Annotated in this window: 20 protein-coding genes and 1 riboswitch; of the genes, 19 read left to right on the top strand and 1 reads right to left on the bottom strand. The window is 30.6% G+C overall.

Going from position 1 to position 22,965, the window contains the following annotated elements:
- Positions 1-3: 3 nt before the first annotated feature.
- A complete protein-coding gene (locus C4R78_RS02870) occupies positions 4-1,104 on the top strand; it encodes a PRK06851 family protein (RefSeq protein WP_103895591.1) in 1,101 nt (366 codons plus the stop codon).
- A 17-nt stretch (positions 1,105-1,121) separates the two neighbouring features.
- Here C4R78_RS02870 and C4R78_RS02865 read toward each other — a convergent pair whose 3' ends face one another.
- The gene (locus tag C4R78_RS02865) at positions 1,122-1,814 is read right to left on the bottom strand and encodes a hypothetical protein (RefSeq protein ID WP_103895590.1); all 693 of its coding nucleotides are present in this window, start codon (positions 1,812-1,814) and stop codon (positions 1,122-1,124) included.
- A 4-nt stretch (positions 1,815-1,818) separates the two neighbouring features.
- Positions 1,819-1,948: riboswitch (cyclic di-AMP (ydaO/yuaA leader) on the bottom strand.
- A 264-nt stretch (positions 1,949-2,212) separates the two neighbouring features.
- On the opposite strand from C4R78_RS02865, the gene uvrB reads away from it, so the two are divergent.
- The 18 genes from uvrB (at position 2,213) to C4R78_RS02775 (ending at position 22,965) form a co-directional block, all read left to right on the top strand.
- Positions 2,213-4,168 carry an excinuclease ABC subunit UvrB gene (uvrB, locus tag C4R78_RS02860; RefSeq protein WP_103895589.1) on the top strand — a complete coding sequence of 652 codons (1,956 nt, stop codon included), beginning with the start codon at positions 2,213-2,215 and terminating at the stop codon, positions 4,166-4,168.
- A gap of 1 nt (position 4,169) precedes the next feature.
- On the top strand, positions 4,170-6,983 hold the full coding sequence (uvrA, locus tag C4R78_RS02855) for an excinuclease ABC subunit UvrA (protein WP_103895588.1): 2,814 nt from the start codon (positions 4,170-4,172) through the stop codon (positions 6,981-6,983).
- Between the two features lie 124 nt (positions 6,984-7,107).
- A complete protein-coding gene (locus C4R78_RS02850; RefSeq protein ID WP_103895632.1) occupies positions 7,108-7,635 on the top strand; it encodes a YdcF family protein in 528 nt (175 codons plus the stop codon).
- Between the two features lie 8 nt (positions 7,636-7,643).
- Complete coding sequence (locus C4R78_RS02845) at positions 7,644-8,057, top strand: FHA domain-containing protein (protein WP_103895587.1); 414 nt, start codon at positions 7,644-7,646, stop codon at positions 8,055-8,057.
- Between the two features lie 11 nt (positions 8,058-8,068).
- Positions 8,069-9,274: an FtsW/RodA/SpoVE family cell cycle protein gene (locus tag C4R78_RS02840; RefSeq protein WP_103895586.1), complete on the top strand. Its 1,206-nt coding sequence runs from the start codon at positions 8,069-8,071 to the stop codon at positions 9,272-9,274.
- The gene (locus C4R78_RS02835) at positions 9,261-10,694 is read left to right on the top strand and encodes a peptidoglycan D,D-transpeptidase FtsI family protein (protein WP_103895585.1); all 1,434 of its coding nucleotides are present in this window, start codon (positions 9,261-9,263) and stop codon (positions 10,692-10,694) included. Before C4R78_RS02840 ends, C4R78_RS02835 begins: the two co-directional genes overlap by 14 nt.
- Positions 10,695-10,724: 30 nt before the next feature.
- Positions 10,725-11,396, top strand: coding sequence for a metal-dependent hydrolase (locus tag C4R78_RS02830; RefSeq protein ID WP_159945779.1), 672 nt, complete (start codon positions 10,725-10,727; stop codon positions 11,394-11,396).
- An 11-nt stretch (positions 11,397-11,407) separates the two neighbouring features.
- Positions 11,408-13,231, top strand: coding sequence for an excinuclease ABC subunit UvrC (gene uvrC, locus C4R78_RS02825; RefSeq protein ID WP_103895583.1), 1,824 nt, complete (start codon positions 11,408-11,410; stop codon positions 13,229-13,231).
- A 54-nt stretch (positions 13,232-13,285) separates the two neighbouring features.
- On the top strand, positions 13,286-14,005 hold the full coding sequence (locus C4R78_RS02820) for a phosphatase (protein WP_479722861.1): 720 nt from the start codon (positions 13,286-13,288) through the stop codon (positions 14,003-14,005).
- A 17-nt stretch (positions 14,006-14,022) separates the two neighbouring features.
- A complete protein-coding gene (locus tag C4R78_RS02815; protein ID WP_103895582.1) occupies positions 14,023-15,378 on the top strand; it encodes an RsmF rRNA methyltransferase first C-terminal domain-containing protein in 1,356 nt (451 codons plus the stop codon).
- 44 nt (positions 15,379-15,422) lie between these two features.
- A complete protein-coding gene (gene murB / locus C4R78_RS02810; RefSeq protein ID WP_103895581.1) occupies positions 15,423-16,322 on the top strand; it encodes a UDP-N-acetylmuramate dehydrogenase in 900 nt (299 codons plus the stop codon).
- An 87-nt stretch (positions 16,323-16,409) separates the two neighbouring features.
- The gene (hisC, locus tag C4R78_RS02805; protein ID WP_103895580.1) at positions 16,410-17,501 is read left to right on the top strand and encodes a histidinol-phosphate transaminase; all 1,092 of its coding nucleotides are present in this window, start codon (positions 16,410-16,412) and stop codon (positions 17,499-17,501) included.
- A gap of 88 nt (positions 17,502-17,589) precedes the next feature.
- The gene (locus C4R78_RS02800; RefSeq protein ID WP_103895579.1) at positions 17,590-18,438 is read left to right on the top strand and encodes a metal ABC transporter substrate-binding protein; all 849 of its coding nucleotides are present in this window, start codon (positions 17,590-17,592) and stop codon (positions 18,436-18,438) included.
- Positions 18,439-18,449: 11 nt separating this feature from the next.
- A complete protein-coding gene (locus tag C4R78_RS02795; RefSeq protein ID WP_103895578.1) occupies positions 18,450-19,157 on the top strand; it encodes a metal ABC transporter ATP-binding protein in 708 nt (235 codons plus the stop codon).
- 15 nt (positions 19,158-19,172) lie between these two features.
- Complete coding sequence (locus tag C4R78_RS02790) at positions 19,173-19,964, top strand: metal ABC transporter permease (RefSeq protein WP_103895577.1); 792 nt, start codon at positions 19,173-19,175, stop codon at positions 19,962-19,964.
- A gap of 58 nt (positions 19,965-20,022) precedes the next feature.
- On the top strand, positions 20,023-20,754 hold the full coding sequence (locus C4R78_RS02785) for a PHP domain-containing protein (RefSeq protein ID WP_103895576.1): 732 nt from the start codon (positions 20,023-20,025) through the stop codon (positions 20,752-20,754).
- 13 nt (positions 20,755-20,767) lie between these two features.
- The gene (gene rapZ / locus C4R78_RS02780) at positions 20,768-21,646 is read left to right on the top strand and encodes an RNase adapter RapZ (RefSeq protein WP_103895575.1); all 879 of its coding nucleotides are present in this window, start codon (positions 20,768-20,770) and stop codon (positions 21,644-21,646) included.
- Positions 21,643-22,965 (top strand): gluconeogenesis factor YvcK family protein, encoded by a 1,323-nt coding sequence (locus C4R78_RS02775; protein WP_103895574.1) that lies wholly within the window; start codon positions 21,643-21,645, stop codon positions 22,963-22,965. Before rapZ ends, C4R78_RS02775 begins: the two co-directional genes overlap by 4 nt.

The raw sequence follows: 22,965 nt of genomic DNA, 5'->3' as shown, positions 1-22,965 counted from the left end.
ATTATGGTAAAATCCAGGTGCTATCTTGCAAGTGCTAACACATCGGCAGGGTTTGTTAATTATTTTGATTATGTTTTAAAGGATGCTCAAAGGGTTTACATTATAAAAGGAGGACCCGGGACAGGAAAATCAACTTTTATGAGGCTTATAGGAGAGGAACTTTTAAAAGAGGGAATGAGCGTTGATTTTATTTATTGTTCATCTGATAAGGATTCTTTAGATGCCATAGTTGTAAATGACATAAAAGTTGTAATAGTTGATGGAACAGCACCCCATGTTATTGATCCTAAATATCCAGGAGCTGTTGAGAGAATACTTGATTTTGGAGAATATTGGGATGTTGATTATCTAAGAAGTAGAAAAGATATTATAAAATTTTACATTGATGAGATAGAAAATCAATATAAGGTTTTCTTTAAACACTTAAAGGTTGCAAAATCAATTCACGATAAGTGGGAAAAGGAATATTTAAAAGGAATGGACTTTAATAAAGCAAATCAAATTACAGAACAAATTATAAATGAAGTAGTAAAGGGATGTATTAATAAAGTTGCTAAGGAATGGCATAGGTTTGCTGGCGCTATGACCCCACAGGGACAGGTATGTTTTTATGATAACTTAACTTGTGATATAAAAAATAGATATATAATTAAGGGAAGACCTGGAACCGGAAAGTCAACGATGGTAAAAAAGATAGCTCAAGCTGCTTTAAGTAAAGGATACGATGTTGAGTTTTATCATTGTGCCTTTGATCCTTCAAGTATTGATATGATAGTAATTAGAGAATTAGATTTTGCAATTCTTGATGGAACAGCACCACACGTGTTTGAAGGAGGACCAAATGATAAAGTTATAGATATGTTTACTTGTATTGATACTGCCATAGTCCATGAAGAGGAAGATCCAATAATAAGCCTTTCAAAGGAATATGCAGATGAGATGTTAAAGGCTAAGAAGGTTTATAGCAATATAAAACAGCTTCATGATGAGCTTGAAAAATATTATATAAATGCAATGGATTTTAATAATGTAAACGCTTTAAGGATTAGAATAACAAGGACTTTAATAGATTTGTATAATGCAATGCACTCTAAAGGAGTTTAATCCTTTAGAGTGCATTTTTATCTTAATCCAGCTGCTCTTTTAATCATTTGCTGATGTTCTGGATCTATTGCGCCGTCTTTATGTCTTCTACTATTTAAAAAGTGTATATCCATATGCCCATCCATGCCGTTTCCTTTTATTTTATCAAGATTTTCACCTGTTCCATATCCTCCTGAACGATTGCTTACAATTTGACCTGCTGGTTGTGAGTCTATTCCAGCATGGGGCATTGCTGTCATAGAAGCTGCAATTCTTCTTCCATTAACTTCAACAATAACTGGTCGTCTCTCCCATGAAAAACCATTCCATATGCTTTTTATTATTTCTGTATCTTCTTTTGATGCAGCTTCTACATCGGCATGTAAATGTCCATAGGTTCTTATAATATAAAAGGATTTTCCTGTGGATATGTCAAAGATTTTTGCCATTGAGCCTATAGGAAAAATTCTATTGACATATGTCCAATCTAAAAGTTCACCATAATTGGAAGTGCCTCTTGAAGCTACTATTCTTCTGCTTATAGTTGAATATGTAGCTTTTTTAGTAGAAGCTATTTTTTTATGTTTTGGCTTTTTTGTTGTTTTCCTAGCATAAGATCTAGATACTGTCTTTTTTGGTGAATTTGTAATTTTTCTAGCTTTAGCTAGACAACTTGTCCAATTTGTAAAACTAATAGTAAATATTAATACTGAAATTATAAACTTTTTCATTTGTATCACCTCTCTCTAAGCCTACGAGGTTAGTTGACGGGTTCGGGAAGAGAGCGTCCCTACCAAGTATATCCTTGGATTCACCCCAAAGTTTAGTCCCCCGCTGCCAGTTAGGCATTCGGCTAAATTCATTTTTTATTATCCCTTATTTAAGGAAGCTTGTCAATGGAAAGTAATACAAATACTAGTTAAATATTCTTCAAGTTAAACTTTAAGTTGTTAAAGTAAATATAAACGACATTCTTTGACTTTTGAAGGATTATGTAAAAAAATGATATGATTTTTGACAAAATTTATTATTGTTTTATATTTGACTTTTTTTATGTAAAATTATATTTGACGCAGGGAATTTATTAAAATATAATCAAAATACGAACAAATGTTCTCGAGGTGAAATTATGGGAGAATTTAAGCTAATTTCAAAATTTAAGCCCACAGGGGATCAACCTTATGCTATAGAAAAATTAGTAGAAGGTATTTTAAGGGGAGATAGATGTCAGACGCTTCTTGGAGTTACAGGCTCTGGTAAAACCTTTACGATGGCGAATATAATTGAAAGGGTTCAAAAACCCACCCTTGTTATAGCACATAATAAAACCCTTGCAGCTCAGCTTTGTAATGAATTTAGAGAATTTTTCCCTCATAATGCAGTTGAATATTTTGTAAGCTATTATGATTATTATCAACCAGAGGCTTATGTTCCTCAAACTGATACTTATATTGAAAAAGATGCTTCAATTAATGATGAAATAGATAAATTAAGACACTCTGCAACTTCAGCTTTATTTGAAAGACGCGATGTTATAATTGTTGCTTCTGTATCTTGTATATATGGGCTTGGAGATCCTTTTGAATATAAAAATTTAGTTTTATCTTTAAGGGTTGGAATGGAAAAGGATAGGGACGAAGTGTTAAGAAGGCTTATAGATATACAATATCAAAGAAATGATGTTGATTTTCATAGAGGAACTTTTAGAGTCAGAGGGGATGTTGTTGAGATATTTCCTGCATCTTCTAATGAAAGAGCTATAAGAGTTGAATTTTTTGGAGATGAGATAGATAGAATTTGTGAAATTGATTTTTTAACTGGGAAGATTCTTGCAGAAAGAAACCATGTTTCTATTTATCCTGCATCCCATTATGCAACTTCAAAGGAAAAGATTGAAAAAGCAATAGAATCTATAGAGAAGGAGCTTGAAGAAAGATATAATTTTTTGATTGATAATGGTAAGATCTTAGAAGCTCAAAGATTAATGCAAAGGACAAGGTATGATATAGAAATGTTAAGAGAGGTTGGATATTGCAGTGGAATTGAAAATTATTCAAGACATTTTGATGGAAGACAACCTGGAGAGCCACCATATACCCTTTTGGATTATTTTCCAGATGATTATCTTCTGTTTATAGATGAAAGCCATGTAACAATTCCTCAGCTTAGGGCCATGTATGGAGGGGATAAATCAAGGAAGGATAACCTTGTAGAATATGGATTTAGGCTTCCATCGGCTTATGATAATAGACCTTTAAAATTTGAAGAATTTGAAAAAAAAATTAATCAGGCTATTTTTGTAAGCGCAACTCCAGGGGAATATGAAATTAAAAATTCAACTCAAATTGTAGAACAAATAATAAGGCCCACTGGTTTAGTTGATCCTGAAATATTTGTAAGACCTGTTAAAGGACAGATTGATGACCTTATTGGTGAGATAAGAAATACTGTAGATAAAGGGTATAGAGTTTTAGTGACAACCCTTACAAAAAGAATGGCAGAAGATTTGACGGATTATCTAAAGGAAATTGGAATAAAAGTTAAGTATTTACACTCTGATATAGATACTATAGAAAGAATGAAAATAATAAGGGATTTGAGGTTAGGAGAACTTGATGTTTTAATTGGTATAAACCTTTTAAGGGAGGGACTTGATATTCCTGAAGTTGCTCTTGTTGCAATTTTAGATGCTGATAAAGAAGGATTTTTAAGAAGCCAAACTTCTTTAATACAGACCATAGGAAGGGCAGCAAGAAATGCAGAAAGTAAAGTAATTATGTATGCAGATACAATAACAGAATCTATGAAAAGGGCTATAGATGAAACTAACAGAAGAAGAAAAATACAGATGGAATATAATAAAAAACATGGAATAGTTCCTAAAACTATAATAAAACCTATTTTTGAAGTTATTGAGGCGACAAAACCAGTTGAAGTTGAAGATAGCTTAAGTAAAGAAGATAAACAAAAACTTATAGAAAATATAGAAAAAGAAATGCATAAAGCAGCAAAGCAGCTTGATTTTGAAAGGGCAGCCCAGCTTAGGGATTTATTGTTTAAGCTAAAAAAAGAAAAGGAGAGATAAAATGGTTAGGGATAAAATAATAGTAAAGGGAGCACGAGAGCACAATCTTAAAAATATAGATGTTGAAATTCCAAGAAATAAAATGGTTGTGTTAACAGGACTTTCAGGTTCAGGAAAGTCTTCTTTAGCCTTTGATACTATATATGCAGAGGGACAAAGACGGTATGTAGAGTCTTTATCAGCTTATGCAAGGCAGTTTTTGGGCCAAATGAATAAGCCAGATGTGGATTATATAGAAGGTTTATCTCCTGCTATATCAATAGATCAAAAGACTACAAGTAAAAATCCAAGATCTACTGTTGGAACTGTTACAGAAATCTATGACTATTTAAGACTTTTATATGCAAGAATAGGAATTCCCCACTGTCCTAATTGTGGCAGAGAAATAAAGCAGCAGACGGTTGACCAAATAGTTGATAAGATACTAGAATTTTCTGAAAGGACAAAGATTCAAATATTATCTCCTATTGTAAGAGGGAGAAAGGGAGAACATGTAAAGACTTTAGAAAATATAAAGAAAAATGGTTTTGTAAGAGTTAGAATAGATGGAGAGATTTTTGAATTAAACGAAGACATAAAGTTAGAAAAAAATGTTAAACACAATATTGAGGTTGTTGTAGATAGAATAATTTTAAAAGAAGGAATAAGGTCAAGGCTTACAGATTCTATAGAAACTGCTTTGAAATTATCAGAAGGATTAGTTATAGTTCAAATTATAGATGGTGAAGAATTTTTGTTTAGTGAAAAATTTGCTTGCCCAGATTGTGGAATAAGCATAGGAGATCTTGAACCAAGGGTATTTTCATTTAATAGTCCCTTTGGAAAATGTCCAGAATGTGATGGTTTGGGAGTTATTATGGAAATATCGCCTGAACTTGTATTAGATAAAAATCTTTCTATTAAAGAAGGAGCAATAAGGCCTTGGGGAATCCTTGATGAGTCTGGATGGACCTTTGCAGTTATAAAGGGGCTTTCAGAACATTATGGCTTTAGCTTAGATAAACCTTTAAAGGATATGGATGAAAAAGTATTGGATGTATTGCTTTATGGAAGTAAAAATGAAAAATTTAAAGTTAAATTTGAAAGAAATAATGCAAAAGGTGAGATGTTATATTCCTTTGAAGGAATAATTCCAAATTTACAAAGAAGGTATAGAGAAACTAATTCAGAGTATATAAGAGAAGAAATTGAAGGATATATGTCGGTTAAAAAGTGTTATTTATGTAAAGGAGCAAGGTTAAAAAAAGAAAGCCTTGCTGTTACTGTTGGAGGCCTTTCAATAGCTCAGTTTTGTGATCTTACTATAAGGGAAGAGTTAAAGTTTTTAGAAGGTTTAAAGCTTAGTGAAAAAGAAGAGACTATTGCAAATCAAATAATAAAAGAAATAAAATCTAGGTTAAAATTTTTAATTGATGTTGGTTTAGATTATTTAACTTTATCAAGATCTGCTTCTACTTTATCAGGAGGAGAGGCACAAAGAATAAGGCTTGCAACCCAAATAGGTTCGGGATTAGTTGGAGTTTTATATATTCTTGATGAACCTAGCATAGGACTTCATCAAAGAGATAATGATAGACTTCTTTCAACGTTAAAGCATCTTAGAGATTTAGGAAATACTTTAATAGTTGTTGAACATGATGAAGATACCATAAGGGCAGCAGATTATGTAATAGATATAGGACCTGGAGCAGGACAACATGGTGGTTATGTAGTAGCTTGTGGAACCCCTGAAGATGTAGCAAAGTGTGAAAATTCTATAACAGGTCAGTATTTAAGTGGAAAAAGAAAAATAGAAGTTCCTAAAAAAAGGAGAGAACTTACTGGAAAATGGATAGAAGTTATAGGTGCAAGGGAAAACAATCTTAAAAATATAAATGTAAAATTTCCTGTGGGAGTTTTTACTTGTGTTACTGGAGTTTCAGGGTCTGGAAAAAGTACTTTGGTTAATGAAATATTATTTAAGGGAATAGCTAAAAAGTTAAATGGTTCTAAATTTGAAGTGGGAGCTCATGATGAAATAAGGGGGTTAGAATTTATAGATAAAATAATAGATATAGATCAATCTCCCATAGGAAGAACCCCTCGTTCTAATCCAGCAACCTATACAGGAGTATTTGATTATATAAGAGAAGTTTTTGCTCAAACGCCAGAGGCTAGAATGAGGGGATATAAACCTGGAAGGTTTAGCTTTAATGTAAAAGGAGGACGTTGTGAAGCCTGCGGTGGAGATGGAATAATAAAAATAGAAATGCAATTTTTATCAGATGTTTATGTTCCTTGTGAAGTATGCAAAGGAAAAAGGTATAATAGGGAAACCCTTGAGATTAAATATAAAGGCAAAAACATAGCAGATGTTTTGGATATGACTGTTGAAGAAGCGCTTGTATTTTTTGAAAATATTCCAAGAATCAAATCAAAACTTCAAACATTGTATGACGTAGGACTTTCTTATATAAAGCTTGGTCAACCATCTACACAGCTTTCAGGAGGAGAGGCTCAAAGAATAAAACTTGCTTATGAGCTTTCAAAGAGAAGTACAGGAAGAACTCTTTATATTTTAGATGAACCAACAACAGGACTTCACATGGAGGATGTAAGAAAACTTATAGATATAATTTATAGGCTAGTAGATGCAGGAAATACAGTTATAGTTATTGAGCATAACCTAGATGTTATAAAATGTGCTGATTATATAATAGATTTAGGTCCAGAGGGTGGAGATAAAGGAGGAGAGATTGTAGCACAAGGAACTCCTGAAGAGGTAGCAAAAAATGATAAATCCTATACAGGACAGTATTTAAGGAAATATTTGTAGAGCTTAAAGTTGAACTTGCTCTAAGTTCAACTTGAGGCTCTTTTTTACTTTGCTTTTGTGTTTGTGATATAATATATTTGGGGGAGAGATTTTGAAAAAGTGTTTGATTTTATTTTTATTTATAATGTTTTCTTTTATTTTATTTGAAATTTTATATTTTGGATATACTGCAAAGCCTAAAAAAGCAGATTGTATGATAATTTTAGGCTGTAAAGTTAGAGGATATGAACCGGGAGATTTTTTAAAAAGTAGGCTTGATGTTGCTTTAAGGTTATATAAAGAAGGTTATTGTAAGTTTATAATAGTATCTGGTGGTAAAGGAAAAAATGAGTTAATTTCAGAAGCAGAGGCAATGAAAATTTATTTAATTAAAAATGGAGTTTCTGAAAAATATATAATTAAAGAAGATAAGTCCTTTTCTACTTATGAAAACCTATTTAATTCTTTAAATGTAATGAAAAATAAAGGTTTTAAGGATGCTTTAATTGTTTCAAATAAGTATCATCTAAAAAGAGCTTCACTTATGGCAAAAAAAATAGGAATTAAGGCTAGTTTTCAAGGGTGTATTGTTAAAGAAAAATTTTATCTTGAGGTTATAGGAATTTTAAGAGAAGTATTTGCAATTTTAAAGTTTTATATTTTGGGTTTGTAGGTGATTTTATGAAGGAAATTGCCATGATTTTAAGATTTGTTGTAATTGCTTTAATTTATCTTGTTATTTTTAGAATTATAAAAATAATGTATATGGATTTAAAGGGAGTTAGGGTTAAAAAGTTAAAGGAGTTTGCTCTAGAAGTTAAGGGAGCTCCAAAGGATGCTAATTTAGGTTCATTATATTTAATTCATAAAGTTATGACCATAGGAAGAAATCCTGATAACGATATAGTTATTAAAGATCCTTATGTTTCAGGTAATCATGCAAGGTTTTATGTAAAAAATGATAAGCTTTTTGTTGAAGATTTAAATAGCACAAATGGAACCTTTGTCAATGGCAAAAGAATAAGTAAAGTAGAAAAGTTGCAAGAAGGAGATATAATTGAAATTGGAAGAGTTAGTTTTAAAGTTTTAGAATAGGAGAGGACGATATGGAAAAACTTGAAAAATCCATATTAAAAAATATATATTTTATTGTCATGCTTCTTTTTCTTATACTTTCTTTGTATAGGGGAAGTTTTGAAATAGTTCCTTTTGTTTATGGTACTCTTTCTGTTATTTTAATAGCCTATGGATATTTTGTTATTAAAAAATATTACCCAAGGGTTGATAAGTATCTTTATATAATTTCAGTTTTTATAGTTGAGTTTGGCCTTGTTATGCTTTATAGGCTTGATTTTCAAAGGGCTCTAAAGCAGTTGATTTGGTTTGCTATTGGAATTATGCTTTTTATATTTATTCTTATTCTTTTTCCAGATATAAAAAGGCTTCAAAAATATTCAATGTTCTTTGCAATTTTTAATCTTGTTCTTCTTACAATGCCTTTACTTTTAGGAAGAGAAATAAAGGGGTCAAAAAACTGGATACAAGTTGGGAGTCTAAGTTTTCAACCTTCTGAGCTTGCAAAGATTTTTATGATATTTTATCTTTCAGATGTTATAAGGAAGATAAAAGATTATAAAGATGTTTTAAAATATTCTATACCCATAGTTTTATCAATAGCCATTTTTGTGCTTGAGAAGGACTTAGGATCAGCACTTATGTTTTTTGGTATGTTTATGGCTATGCTTTATGTAGGAACGTCTAGATTAAGATATATATTATCAGGTTTAGTTTTATTTGTATTAGGAGGGTTTTTTAGTTATGTTGTTTTTGACCATGTAAAAAGAAGGATAAACATATGGTTAAATCCTTGGAAGGATAAATATGGAGCAGGGTATCAAATTTGTCAGTCGCTAATTGCTATAGCAAGTGGAGGGTTATTTGGAACAGGACTTGCAGGGGGACATCCAGAAGTAATTCCAGAAGTTCATACAGATTTTATATTTTCAGCAATAGCAGAGGAATTTGGACTTTTAGGAGCTATAGCACTTCTTATTTTATATCTTCTTTTAATTTATAGAATGCTTAGAACAGCTTTATATGCTAAAGAGGATTATTCAAGACTTGTTGCAGTTGGAATAGCAAGTATGTTTGCTTTTCAAGTTTTTGTGATTGTAGGTGGAGTTACAAAGATGATACCCTTAACAGGAATAACGTTACCTTTTGTAAGTTATGGAGGAAGTTCTATGATTATAAACTTTTTGGCAATAGGAATTTTACAAAAAATATCTGAAGTGGGGAATGAAGATGCATGATGAAAAGTTAATTAAGAATATAAAAGCTTTGATTATATTTTTTACTTTAATATTTTTGACTATAATAGGTTACTTAATATATTTTAATTTATATTTATCTGAAAATATTGTAAAAGACCCTTCAAATCCAAGAATTAGATTGTCTGAGGAAGATGTTATAAGGGGTTCTATAATGGATAGAAATGGGAAAACTATAGCTTTTAGTAAAAAAGTCAAAAATAATCAGGTAAGGATATATAATGATGGAGAAGTATTTGCTCATGTTGTAGGATATAACAGTCCTGTTTATGGGAAAACAGGAATAGAACTTTTATATAATGATGCTTTGCAAGGAAATACTTTTTATTATAATATTTTAGGAAGCATATTTAGAAAGTTTGTTCAAACTATTGAAGGTGAAAAAAGAGGAAGCGACGTAATTTTAACATTGGATTATGAGCTTCAAAAAAAAGCATATAGGTTACTAAAGGATAATAAAGGAGCTTTGGTAGTTTTAAATCCCAAAACAGGAGAGATTTTAGCTTTAGTTTCAAAACCATCCTTTGATCCTGAAAAGGTAGATAAAAATTTTAAGGTTTATAAAAACGATGAAATGGGTAATCCTTTTTTAAATAGAGCAATACAAGGATATTATCCTCCAGGTTCTACCTTTAAAATAGTAACTTTATCAGCTGCTTTAGAAAATTTTAATGGTATAGAAAATAAAAGTTTTTTGTGTACAGGAAAACTTAAAATAGGGGATTATATTTTAAAGGACTTTAATTCTGAAGCTCATGGAAGAATAAATCTTAAAAAAGCTTTTTCAAAATCTTGTAATTTTACTTTTGGAAGCTTAGGAATTGAATTGGGATATAATAATTTATTAAAAGAAGCAGAAAAATTTATGTTCAATAAAGAAATAAATCTTGAGGATTTAAAATTAGGAAAATGCCAGTTTAATATAGAGGATAAAGAAAATAAAGCTCTTTTAGCTCAGGCAGCAATAGGACAGCATGGTGTTGCTACCAATCCTTTACATATGGCCCTTGTTGCAGCAACTATAGCAAATGACGGAATCATGATGAAGCCCTATTTAGTTAAAGAGATTAAAGATGAGTATGGAGTTGTTTTATATGAGAAAGAACCTGAAATTCTTAAAAGGGTTATAGATAAAGAAATAGCAAAAAAAGTAAAGGAATATATGAAGGATGTTGTTGATAAAGGAACTGGTGTTAGAGCAAAATTATATAATGTAGATATTGCGGGTAAGACAGGAACAGCTCAATTGCCAAATACAGATAAAACCCATGCATGGTTTGTAGGTTTTGCACCGTTAAAGGATCCTAAAATAGCCTTTGCGATAATAGTTGAAGAGGGTGGAACGGGTGGTAAAAAAGCCGCAGAAATTGCAAAGGAAATAGTTAAAGAATGTTTAAAATAAGGGGGTATCCCCTTTTATTTTTTATAGCAGTTGTTTGATTTAGGGGTTTGCTATATACTTATATTTGAAGTTAACATAAAAAGGAGAGTTATCATGACAGGAAAAACTCATGTTGGAATTGGAATAATATCTGCTGTTATTTTGTCGCAATATAAAATGGTAAAGCTGACGCTAGGAGGATTAGCTATATGTGCAATAGCTTCGTTGCTTCCGGATATAGATCATCCTAAAGCTCTTTTAAATAGATATATACTTCCTGCTAAAAATAAAACAGTAAAAACGACTATTTATTTTACTTTAGGAGTATTTTTCTTATTATTAAACTTTTTTTATTTAAACTTAAAGTATGTTGAAACTTTAGGGATATTTTTTATTTTGACAGGATTTTCTTCTCATAGAAATGGAATTACCCACAGCCTTGCTGGACTTTTATGTTTTGGCCTAGCCTTTGGATTTGCAGCAAAAGCTTATGGATTTAAAGAATACATTATTCCGTTTTTTTTAGGTTATGGCCTTCATATTATTGCAGATATGTTTACAAACAGGGGAGTTCCTTTGCTCTATCCATTTAAAAAAAGAAAATATAAAATGCCTATAACCTTTACAGTAGGATCCTTTTGGGGAAATTTATTTGAAGGACTTATAATTTTAATAGGGCTTGTTTATCTTACTTTTAAACTTCCTGAAATACTTCTAAAATAGGAGTGAATTTTATGTTTGATATAAAAGAGGCTTTAAAAAATCTTCCAAACAGTCCAGGAGTTTATATAATGAAGGATGAAAATGGAGAAATAATTTATGTAGGAAAGGCTGTTTCACTTAAAAATAGGGTAAGGCAGTATTTTCAATCCAAAAATCATCCTCCAAAGGTAAAAGTTATGGTTAGCCAAGTAAAGGAATTTGAATATGTTTTAACAGATAATGAATTAGAAGCTTTGATTTTAGAGTGCAATCTTATAAAAAAACATAAACCAAAGTATAATATTCTTCTTAAAGATGACAAACATTATCCATATATAAAAGTAACTTTAAAGGAAGAATATCCAAGAGTTTTAATCGTAAGAAAAATTGAAAAGGATGGTGCAAAATATTTTGGACCTTTTACAGATACTTCTGCAGTTAGAGAAATTATTATGATTATAAAAAAGCTATTTAAAATAAGAAATTGTAATAAAAATGTTTCGTTTGGTGTTAAAATAGGAAGGCCTTGTTTAAATTATCATATAGGTTTGTGTCTAGCTCCTTGCAAGGGAGATGTAAAAAGGGAAGAATATATGGACATGATAAATAGAATAGTAAACTTTTTAGAAGGTAAAAACGATGACATTATAAAAGAATTAGAACAAAAGATGATTAAAGCCTCTGAAAATTTAGAGTTTGAAAGGGCTGCTGAATTTAGGGATAAGATAAATGCCATAAAAAAGATTCAACAAAAGCAAAAGATAATATCTTATGATTTAGAAGATGAAGATGTTATAGCTTTTGTTAAAGATGACAGCAGTGTTTGTATTCAGATGTTTTATATTCGTTCAGGTAAACTTTTAGGAAGTAAGAATTTTTATTTTGAGGATGTTGATAATGTAGATGAGCTTTTAAACCAATTTATTGTTCAGTATTACGCGGAGGAATATATTCCTAAAAATATAGTGCTCCAAGAAGACATATCAAAGATAAATATAATAGAACTTTATCTATCAAGACAAAAAGGTAGTAAGGTTAAAATAAAGGTTCCTAAAAAAGGAGATAAACTTGAACTTGTTGAAATGGCAAAGAAAAATGCTAGGGCAATTTTAAATCAGATAAAGGAGAAAATAATAAAAGAGAGACAAAAAACTATTGAAGCTTTAAAGGAGCTTAAAGAAATACTAGGGCTTAGTAAAGTTCCAGAGAGAATAGAGGCATATGATATATCTAATATAAGTGGTGTGGATATGGTAGGTTCTATGGTGGTTTTTGAAAATGGCAAGGAAGCAAAAAAAGAATATAGGAGATTTAGAATAAAATATGTTAAAGGACAAAACGATTATGCTGCCATGAAAGAGGTATTAAAAAGAAGATTTAACAGATATTTAAAGGATGATAAGTTTTGTAGATTGCCGGATTTAATAATGATAGATGGTGGATTAGCCCATGTTAATGCAGCTAAAGAAGTTTTACAGGAGTTTGGATTTAATATAGCTGTTGTGGGAATGGTTAAGGATGAAAGACACAAAACAAGGGCTATAATATATAATGATGAAAATGTCTTTATTTATAAAGATTCTAATGCTTTTAAGCTTATATATAAGATACAGGAGGAAGTTCACAGGTTTGCCCTTGAGTATCACAGAAAATTAAGAAGTAAAAGCGTTGTAAAGTCAGAGCTAGATGAAATTGAAGGAATTGGTCTAAAAAGAAAGAAGGAGTTGTTAAAGCATTTTAAAAACATTGAAAATATCAAGAAAGCAACAATAGATGAACTTTTAGAGGTAAACGGTATAAATAAAGGGGTAGCAGAGAAAATTTATGAATATTTTCACAAATTGAAGAAGAGTTGAAGAAAACTTTTATAGATGTTAAAATAAAAAAGTCTTAAAAATGGGGTGATTTAGATGATAAAACCGCTTATAGATACACATACTCATACCATAGCTAGTGGACATTCCTATAGCACTATTATAGAAAATTGTTTAGAGGCAAGCAAAAAAGGTTTAAAAATTATTGCTATGACAGATCATGGCCCTAAGATGCCAGGAGGGCCTCATATATTTCATTTTGGTAATTTAAAAGTGTTGCCGGAATATATTCATGATGTTAGAGTATTAAAGGGAGTAGAGTTAAATATAATTGACTATGATGGAAATGTTGATCTTGATGATGCAAGGCTTAGCATGTTAGAATTTGCTATAGCAAGTTTGCATGATGTATGTATATCCCCTGGCAGTATAAAGGATAATACAAGAGCATTGATAGGAGCTATGAAAAATAAATATGTTTGTGCCATAGCTCACCCTGGTAATCCAGCTTTTCCTATAGACATAGATGAAGTTTTAAAAGCTGCAAAAGAGTATAACGTTTTAATAGAGATAAATAATAGCTCTTTTAAAACTTCAAGACCTGGAAGTTATGAAAATTGTAAAAGAATAGCCTATAAAGCTTTAGAGAATGGTAATTTACTTACTTTAGGAAGTGATGCTCATGTATGTTATGACGTGGGTAACCTTGAAAAATCAATAAAACTTTTAGAAGAAGTAGGTGCAGATGAAAGGTATGTTATAAGCACAGATGTAGATAGATTTTTAAAGTTTTTAAAAAGCAAGAGAAATTATTGATTTTGGAGGCGTTTTAAATGAAATTGCCTGAAAAATTTTTAGATAGAATGAAAGCTCTTTTAAAAGATGAGTTTGAGAGTTTTTTAGAAAGTTATAAGGAAGACAGATATCAAGGAATTAGAGTAAACACTTTAAAGGTAGATTATAATGAATTTTTGAAAATATGTCCTTTTGAAATAAAAGGAGAGGTTCCTTGGGCAAAGAATGGACTTTATATAAGTGAAGAAAAGCCGGGAAGACATCCTTATCATGCAGCAGGGCTTTATTATATACAAGAACCAAGTGCTATGTCAGTAACTCCTCAACTTGATATAAAGCCTGGTGAAAAAGTTTTAGATCTTTGTGCATCACCGGGAGGAAAGTCAACTCAGGCTGCTTGTTATTTAAATGGACAAGGGTTTTTAGTTTCGAATGAAATAAAACTAAAAAGAGCCCAAATACTTGTTCAAAATATTGAAAGAATGGGGATTAAAAACGCCATAGTAACTAACAATTCCCCTAAGGAACTTGAGAAGGTTTTTATAGGTTACTTTGATAAAGTTATTGTTGATGCGCCATGTTCTGGAGAGGGAATGTTTAAAAAGGATAAAGAAGCTTTAAATCAGTGGAGCATAGAAAATATTTTAGGATATCAGTCTATGCAAAGGGAAATAATAGATAGCGCAGCAAAAATGGTAAAGCCAGGTGGCTATATGATATATTCAACCTGCACCTTTTCTGTTGAGGAGAATGAATTTATAGTGGATGAATTTTTGAAAAAACATAAGGAATTTGAGCTTGTAAATATAGAAAAAAATTATGGTTTTAAAGAAGGATTTTCTGAAGTTTTAAGCAATGATGAGCTTAAGAAAACTGCAAGGCTTTTTCCACATAGGTTAAAAGGAGAAGGACATTTTTTGGCTTTGTTTTACAAAAAGGATGGAGAAACTAAGGAAATTCAAAAAATCAAGCCTAATGCAAACAAACAAAACATATCAGATTTTAAACAATTTGAAAAGAATTTTTTGAATATAAATTTTGATGATGAAAGGCTATTTTTAAGAGGAGATAGAATTTATTATTTACCTGATAACTGTTTTGATTTTACTTCTCTTAATGTTTTAAGGCCTGGTATTCTTCTTGGAGAGTTTAAGAAAAATAGATTCGAACCTGATTATTCTTTAGCTGCTTCATTAAAACCTAAAGATGCTAAATTAAATATTAGTTTGTCAAGCAAGACTAAAGATGCAGATAAATATATTGAGGGTTATACATTAAACTTTAATTTAGAAGATGGATGGTATCTTGTAGATGTTGATGGATATTCACTATCTTGGGGCAAGATGTCAAAGGGTGTTTTGAAAAACTTTTTCCCAAAAGCTTTGAGATGGTAATATACTAATAATAGTTAGTCTAAAAAGGAGTTGAATAAGGGAAGATGGATATTCAAAAAGAACTTGAAAAAGTTTTAAACAAGGAACAGATTTTAATAAACGAGCCTATGAAAAAGCATACTTCTTTTAAAATAGGTGGACCTGCTGACTTTTTGGTTATTCCTTATACAAAAGAAGAATTGATTGAGGTAATAAATTTTTGTACAAAAAACAATATAAACTTTTATTTAATTGGAAATGGTTCAAATTTATTAGTTTCTGATAAGGGAATACGTGGAGTAGTTATTAAAACTACAGGTTTAAGTAAGGTTGAAGTAAAAGACAATATAATAATTGCAGAATGTGGAGCATCACTTGCAAAGGTTTCTAAAAAGGCTTTAGAAAATTCTTTAAAGGGGATGGAGTTTGCCTCTGGTATTCCAGGAAGCATAGGCGGAGCAATTTTTATGAACGCTGGTGCCTATGGTGGAGAGATGAAGGACATAGTTGAAAGGGTTTTGGTTTTAGATAAAGAAGGTAATTTAAAGATTTTAAACAAGGATGATTTAGAGTTTGCATACAGGTATAGTAATGTTCAAAAAAACGGTTATATAGTTTTAGAGGTTGAATTAAAGTTAGAAAAGGGAGATTATGAGGAAATAAAAAGAGTTATGGATGAGTTAAATGGAAAAAGAGTGGAAAAGCAGCCTCTTAATTTTCCAAGTGCAGGAAGTGTATTTAAAAGGCCACAAGGATACTTTGCAGGCAAACTTATAGAGGATGCTGGATTAAAGGGAATGAGGATAGGGGGAGCTATGGTTTCAGAGAAACATGCAGGTTTTATAATAAACTATGATAATGCAACTTGTGAAGATGTATTAAATCTTATAAAACTTATTCAAGATAAAGTTTATGAAAAATTCGGCGTTAAATTAGAAACTGAGATAAAATTTGTTGGAGAATAGGAGTTTAACTCCTATTTTTTTGTTTGAAAAATTTACAGAAAAGTGAGATAATTTATAATATAAAGAAAATTTAATAGGGGGATGAAAATGAGTTTAAGGGGAGCTATTTTAAAGTTAAAGCCTTATACAGCAGGAAAACCAATTAATGAGGTAAAAAGGGAATTTGGGCTTAAGGAGGTTATAAAACTTGCCTCTAATGAAAATCCTTTAGGGTGCTCTCCATTAGTTTGCGAAGTTATAAAGGGTTTGGCAGGACAAGTTAATTTATATCCTGATTCTTCAAACTTTGATTTAAAAAATGAACTTGCAAAGGAATTAAATGTAGAGCCTGAGATGTTATTTTTAGGCACAGGTTCAGATTCAATAATAAGAGCTATTTGTTCGGTGTTTATAGATCCAGGCGATGAAAGTATAATGGGGGAAATTTCTTTTCAAAGATATGAAGATAATACTAAAATAATGGGTGGAAACGTTATAAAGGTTCCCATGAAGAATTATAAACTTGATGTTGAAAAAATGGTTCAATCTATAACGGATAAAACCAAGGTATTATGGTTTTGCTCTCCTAATAATCCTACAGGACCAATTATAAAAAGACAAGAACTTTTAAGCGTCATTGATAAGATACCAAAGAGTGTTATTCTTGTAATGGATGAGGCTTATTATGAATATGTAGATGATCCTGAATATCCTCAGACAATAAATCTTCTTGAGAAATATCCTAATGTTATAATATTAAGAACTTTTTCGAAGGCTTACGGACTTGCAGGCTTAAGGGTTGGTTATGGGATTGCAAATGAAAATATTGCAAAATACATAAATTCTGTTATAGGACCTTTTGACGTTAATTTAATTGCTCAGAGTGCTGCGATTGCAGCTTTAAAGGATAAGGAGTTTTTAAGAAAAGTTGTAAAGCTTAATAAAGAATCAAGAGAGTATTTTTATTATGAATTTTCAAAAATGGGTCTTGAATATATAGAAAGTCAGGCAAATTTTGTAATGGTAAATTTAAAGGTTGATGATAAGATAGTATTTAATGAACTTTTAAAAAGAGGAGTTATAGTAAGACCTGGATATTTGTTTGAAATGCCTGGTTGGCTTAGGGTATCTACAGGAACGATGGAACAGAATGAAAAGTTTATATTAGCTTTAAAAGATGTTTTGAATGGGATGAGATAATCATCCCATTTTTTATATGTATTTTGACAGTTTGTGTTGGGTTATGTATAATTAGCATATGTAATAAAAAGTAAAAAGGGGTGGTATTGTGAGAAGGTTTATTTTAGCTATGGGGTTAATGGTTGCTATTTTGGTATCGGCTTGTTCTACTGTTTCAAAAGGTTCAAATAAAATATATACCACTATTTATCCAGTTTATTCTATAACAAAGTTAATCGCAGGGGATAAATTCCAAGTAGAGAGGGTTGTTAAAGGTAGTGCAGAACCTCATTCTTTTGAACCTCAAACAAAAGACATTGCAGAGATGATGGAATCAAAGGCTGTATTTTACATAGGACATATAGATGAATGGGCGAAGAAAGCTTCAGATGGAAGTGGTGTTTTAGTTGTAAAAGTTTCAGAGGGGATAGATAAAATTAAAGAGGATCCTCATGTTTGGACTTCTCCTAAAAATGCAATAATTATTGCTCAAAATATAAAAAATACTTTAATTAAAATAGATCCTTCTAATAAAAGTTATTATGAGAACAATTTTAACAAGTTTAAGAATGAAATGGAAAGAATAAGTAAAAAATTTGAAAATGAGAGAAAAAACTTTAAAAGAAATGTTTTTGTAATAGCCCATCCTGCTTTTGGGTATTTAGCAAGGGATTATAAACTTAATCAAATAGCATTAACTGGACAAGAAGAAGTTGAAGAGCCTTCACCAAAGGAAGTGGCAAAGGTTATTGATTTTATAAAAAAACAAAATATAAAATATATACTGTTTGATAGGACAGAAAATGAAAATATAATAAAACCTGTTGTAGAAGCAACAGGATGTCAAAAACTTGAAATATATACTATGGGAATAGTACCTTACGAGATTGAACAAAAAGAAAATTACATAACTTTAATGGAAAAGAATATAGAAAATATAATAAAGATATTAAAGTGAAGGTGTTTGATATGGTAGAATTAATAAATGTAAGTTATAGTTATGAGGATAAAGTAGCTTTAAAAGATATTAACTTAAAGATAGAAAAGGGAGAACTTTGTGTAATAGTAGGACCTAACGGTTCTGGAAAAAGTACTTTAGTAAGTGTAATATGTGGTATATATAAACCTGATAAGGGCGTAGTTAAACTTTTTGGTAAAGAAGATCATAATCACTTTAGAAAGAAAATATCCTTTGTTCCTCAAAAGGTTTCAAGCTTCAATCAACTTTTCCCAATAAGCGTTAAAGAAACAGTTCTTTTAGGGCTTGTTCCCCAAAAAGGTTATTTTAAAGGGTTTAGTAGTCAAGATTTAAAAAAAGTTGATGAAATTTTACAGAAGCTTGATCTTATAGAATTTAAGGAAAAACAGCTTGGGAAATTATCAGGAGGACAGCAGCAGAGGGTTTTCATTGCAAGAGCATTGATTTCTGAGCCAGAGCTTTTAATATTAGATGAGCCAACAGTTGGAATAGATTCAAAGTCTGAAGAGATACTTTATAAATTATTGTTAGAACAAAAGGCAAAAAATACTACTATAGTTATGGTTACCCATGACATATTTGCAATTAAAAGTTATGCTGATAAAATAATTTGTATGAAAGATGGTGAAATTTTAACTATATGTGGTGCACAGGAATTTTCAGTAAAAAAGTATAAACAAATTTATTTTGAGGATTAAAAGGAAGTGTTAGGGATGTTAAAATATACTTTTATGCAAAGAGCTTTTATTGCAGGAATAATAATATCTATAATTGCACCACTTATAGGAAATTATATAATTTTAAAACGGTTTTCCCAAATCGGAGATACACTATCCCATAGCGCTATACTAGGAGTAGCTTTAGGGCTTTTGTTAGGAATTAACCCTCTCTTTGGAGCATTAGCAGTTACTATTTTTTTTGCTTTAGCCCTTGAAAGATTAAGAAGGTGTTTTAAAGGTTTTGCAGAAATTTCTTTATCAATAATAACAATGACCTCTTTAGCCTTTTCTGCTATTGTTTTTAGTAGGATAAAAAGTTCGGCTAGTGTTATGAATTACTTATTTGGAAGCATTATTGCTATTTCAAAAATGGATTTGATTTTAATTTTGATGGTTGCTATTCCTACTTTAACTTTAATTTTGCTTTTTAGAAAAGAACTTTTATATATTTGCTTTGACGAGGATAGCGCATTAGTATCAGGTATTAATGTTAAATTTTTGAATTTAATTTTGAATGTATTGGTGGCTTTAGTTATTGGAATATCTTTAAGAATAGTTGGTGGATTTTTAATTTCAGCCCTTTTGGTTATGCCGGGAGCTGTAGCAATGAAAATATCTTCTAATTTTTCTAATCTTCAAAGATATTCTATTTTAGTTTCCTTATTTTCTGTAGTTTTAGGTATTATAGCTTCTTTTTATCTTAACATTTCTCCTGGTGGAAGTATAGTTTCTATTTTGATTTTTATTTATTTGATGGTGGAAGTATTAAAAGGGCGTGTAAGGTGATTCTTACACGCTTTATTATGTTATAATATTAATGAAATTAAGTTATGGAGGATGAGTTATGAAGGTTGTTGCAGATTTTCACACTCATACTGTTTACAGCCATGGAAAGGGAAGTATAAGGGATAACGTTTTAGCTGCTTTAAAAAAAGGGTTGAAAAAGATAGTCATTGCAGATCATGGTCCAGGGCATTGGCTTTATGGAGTTAAAAAGAAGGATTTGTATGAAATGAGAAAGGAGATAGATGAATTAAAAAAACAATTTAAAGAAATCGAAATACTTCTTGGGGTAGAGGCTAATATAATAAGTTTAGATGGAGATTTAGATGTTGATGATGAGATCTTATCTATCATTGATATACTTCTTGCAGGTTTTCATAATGGAGCTTTTTTTAAAACAGCAAAGGATTGGCAAGAATTATATTTTAAAAATAAACTATCAAAGATTATTCCAGCTTTAAAACAAAGCTGTAGAATAACTAATACCATTGCTATGGTAAAGGCTATTAAAAAGAATAAAATAGATATAATAACTCATCCAGGTGCAAAGGTAGATATAGATACAAAAGAAGTAGCAAAGGCAGCAGCTGAAAAAGGAACGCTTCTTGAAATTAATAGCAGTCATGGTTTTTTAAACGTAGATTATGTTAAGGTAGCTATGAAGGAAAATGTTAAATTTGTTATAAATAGTGATGCGCATACTCCTTATGATGTAGGAAATATAGATAAGGGTATAGATATTGCAATAAAGGCAGGGCTTCCCTTTGATAGAATAGTAAATATTGAAATATAAAGGGGGATTTTAAATGAATTTTGTTATTGTAACGGGACTTTCAGGAGCAGGTAAGTCACAAACTATAAAGTTTTTAGAAGATTTTGGATATTTTTGCATAGATAATTTGCCTCCTGCCTTAATACCAAAGTTTGCAGAAATATGCTCTCAAACGGGAGGGAAAATTGAAAAAGTAGCAATAGTTGTAGATATAAGAGGAAGGGAGTTTTTTAATGACCTTTTTAAATCTTTAAGGACTTTACAAAGTATGGGGTATAATTATGAGATTTTATTTTTAGAAGCAAAGGATGAAGTTTTAGTAAAAAGGTATAAGGAAACTAGAAGGAATCATCCTTTAGCCCATGATGGGGATATATTTGAGGCAATAAAAAAAGAGAGGTTAAAACTTAGCGAGCTAAAAAAACAGGCTAAACATATAATAGATACTTCAGACTTTTTACCACGACAACTAAGGGAAGAACTTGAAAAGATTTTTGTTGCGGGAGAAAAATTTGAAAGCCTTATTATATCTGTTCAATCCTTTGGCTTTAAATATGGAATTCCAATTGATGCTGATATAGTTTTTGATGTTAGATTTTTGCCTAATCCATATTATATAGAGGAGTTAAAAAGGTTTTCAGGGTTGGAGGAACAAATTAGAGATTTTGTTTTAAAAAGTAAAGAAGCTAATGAATTTTTAGATAAAGTAACCGACTTATTTGAATTTTTAATACCACATTATATAAAAGAAGGAAAATCAAGGCTAGTTATTGCTATAGGATGCACAGGAGGAAGACACAGATCTGTAGTTTTAGCAAGCGAGATATACAAAAGATTAAAGGATAATGGACATACTGTATTGATAAATCATAGAGATATATCAAAGGATGTTTCGGGAGAGAGAACAAAATGAGTTTTTTAGCATGGTTAAAAGTAGGTTTAAATATAAAAAGGTGGATTTTGCTTGGGACAATTGGTTTTGTGATTTTAGTTTTAGGAGTGTCAAAGCTTATTTTAGTAGGGTTATTTTTGGATTTAAATTTTTTTATAGGTTTACTTTTGTCCATAATTGGAGGAATTGCTACTTATATATCTTTTAGGAATTTATTTAAAAGCTTGCTTACTATTACAGGATGTAGTGTGTCAGATATTAATAGAAAAAGAATTGAAGATTTATATGAAAAAAAGTTTCTTATAAGAGGGCCTAGAATTGTTGCGATAGGTGGGGGAACTGGACTTTCAACAATGCTAAGGGGACTTAAAGCTTATACTTCAAATATAACTGCAATAGTTACTGTTGCAGATGATGGAGGTGGAAGTGGAATTTTAAGGGAAACTTTAGGAATGCTTCCACCAGGGGATATTAGAAACTGCCTTGTTGCATTAGCAAATACAGAACCTCTAATGGAACAGCTTATGCAGTATAGGTTTAAAGAAGGAGATTTAAAAGGGCAAAGTTTTGGAAATTTATTTATTGCTGCTATGAATGGAATTTCAGTTAATTTTCTTGAAGCTATTAAAAAAATGAGCGATGTTTTAGCAGTTCAAGGTAAAGTTTATCCAGTTACTTTAGAGAGTGTAACATTATGTGCTAAGTTGTCAGATGGAAGCATAGTTAAAGGGGAATCTAAAATAGCTTATGAAGTCTTAAAAAGAAAAGCAAAAATCGAGAGGGTTTTTTTAGAGCCTGATAATCCTATTCCTCTTCAAGAAGCAATAGATGCCATAAATGAAGCTGATTGCATAATAATAGGACCTGGAAGTTTATATACTAGTGTTTTGCCTAATTTAGTAATTAAAGAAGTGGCAGAAGCTATAAAAAAGTCAAAGGCTTTAAAGGTTTATGTTTCAAATATAATGACGCAATTAGGAGAAACAGACGAATATAAGCTTTCTGACCATGTAAAAGCTATAGAAAAGCATTGTGGTGGAAGGATTGTGGATTTTATTATAGCAAACAACGGAAAAACACCTAGAGATTATTATGAAAAATATAAAAATGATGGTCAGTTTATGGTTAAAAACGATGTTGAAAATATACCTGAGTATAAAGTTATTCAGGAAGATTTAGTTGAGATAAATAAATATGGATATTTAAGGCATAATACTAAGAAATTGGCTGAAACTATAATGAATTTAATATTAAAGGAAGTTTTTCCAAAGGATAAAAGAAGAATTTTAGATTATTACTATTTATTAGAAAGGGTTAGAAAGAAAGATCAGGAGGTGTGA

Origin of the sequence: Caloramator fervidus, assembly GCF_900108045.1 — a bacterium.
GTDB lineage: Bacteria > Bacillota > Clostridia > Clostridiales > Caloramatoraceae > Caloramator > Caloramator fervidus.
This window is presented reverse-complemented; position numbering and strand designations above follow the sequence as displayed.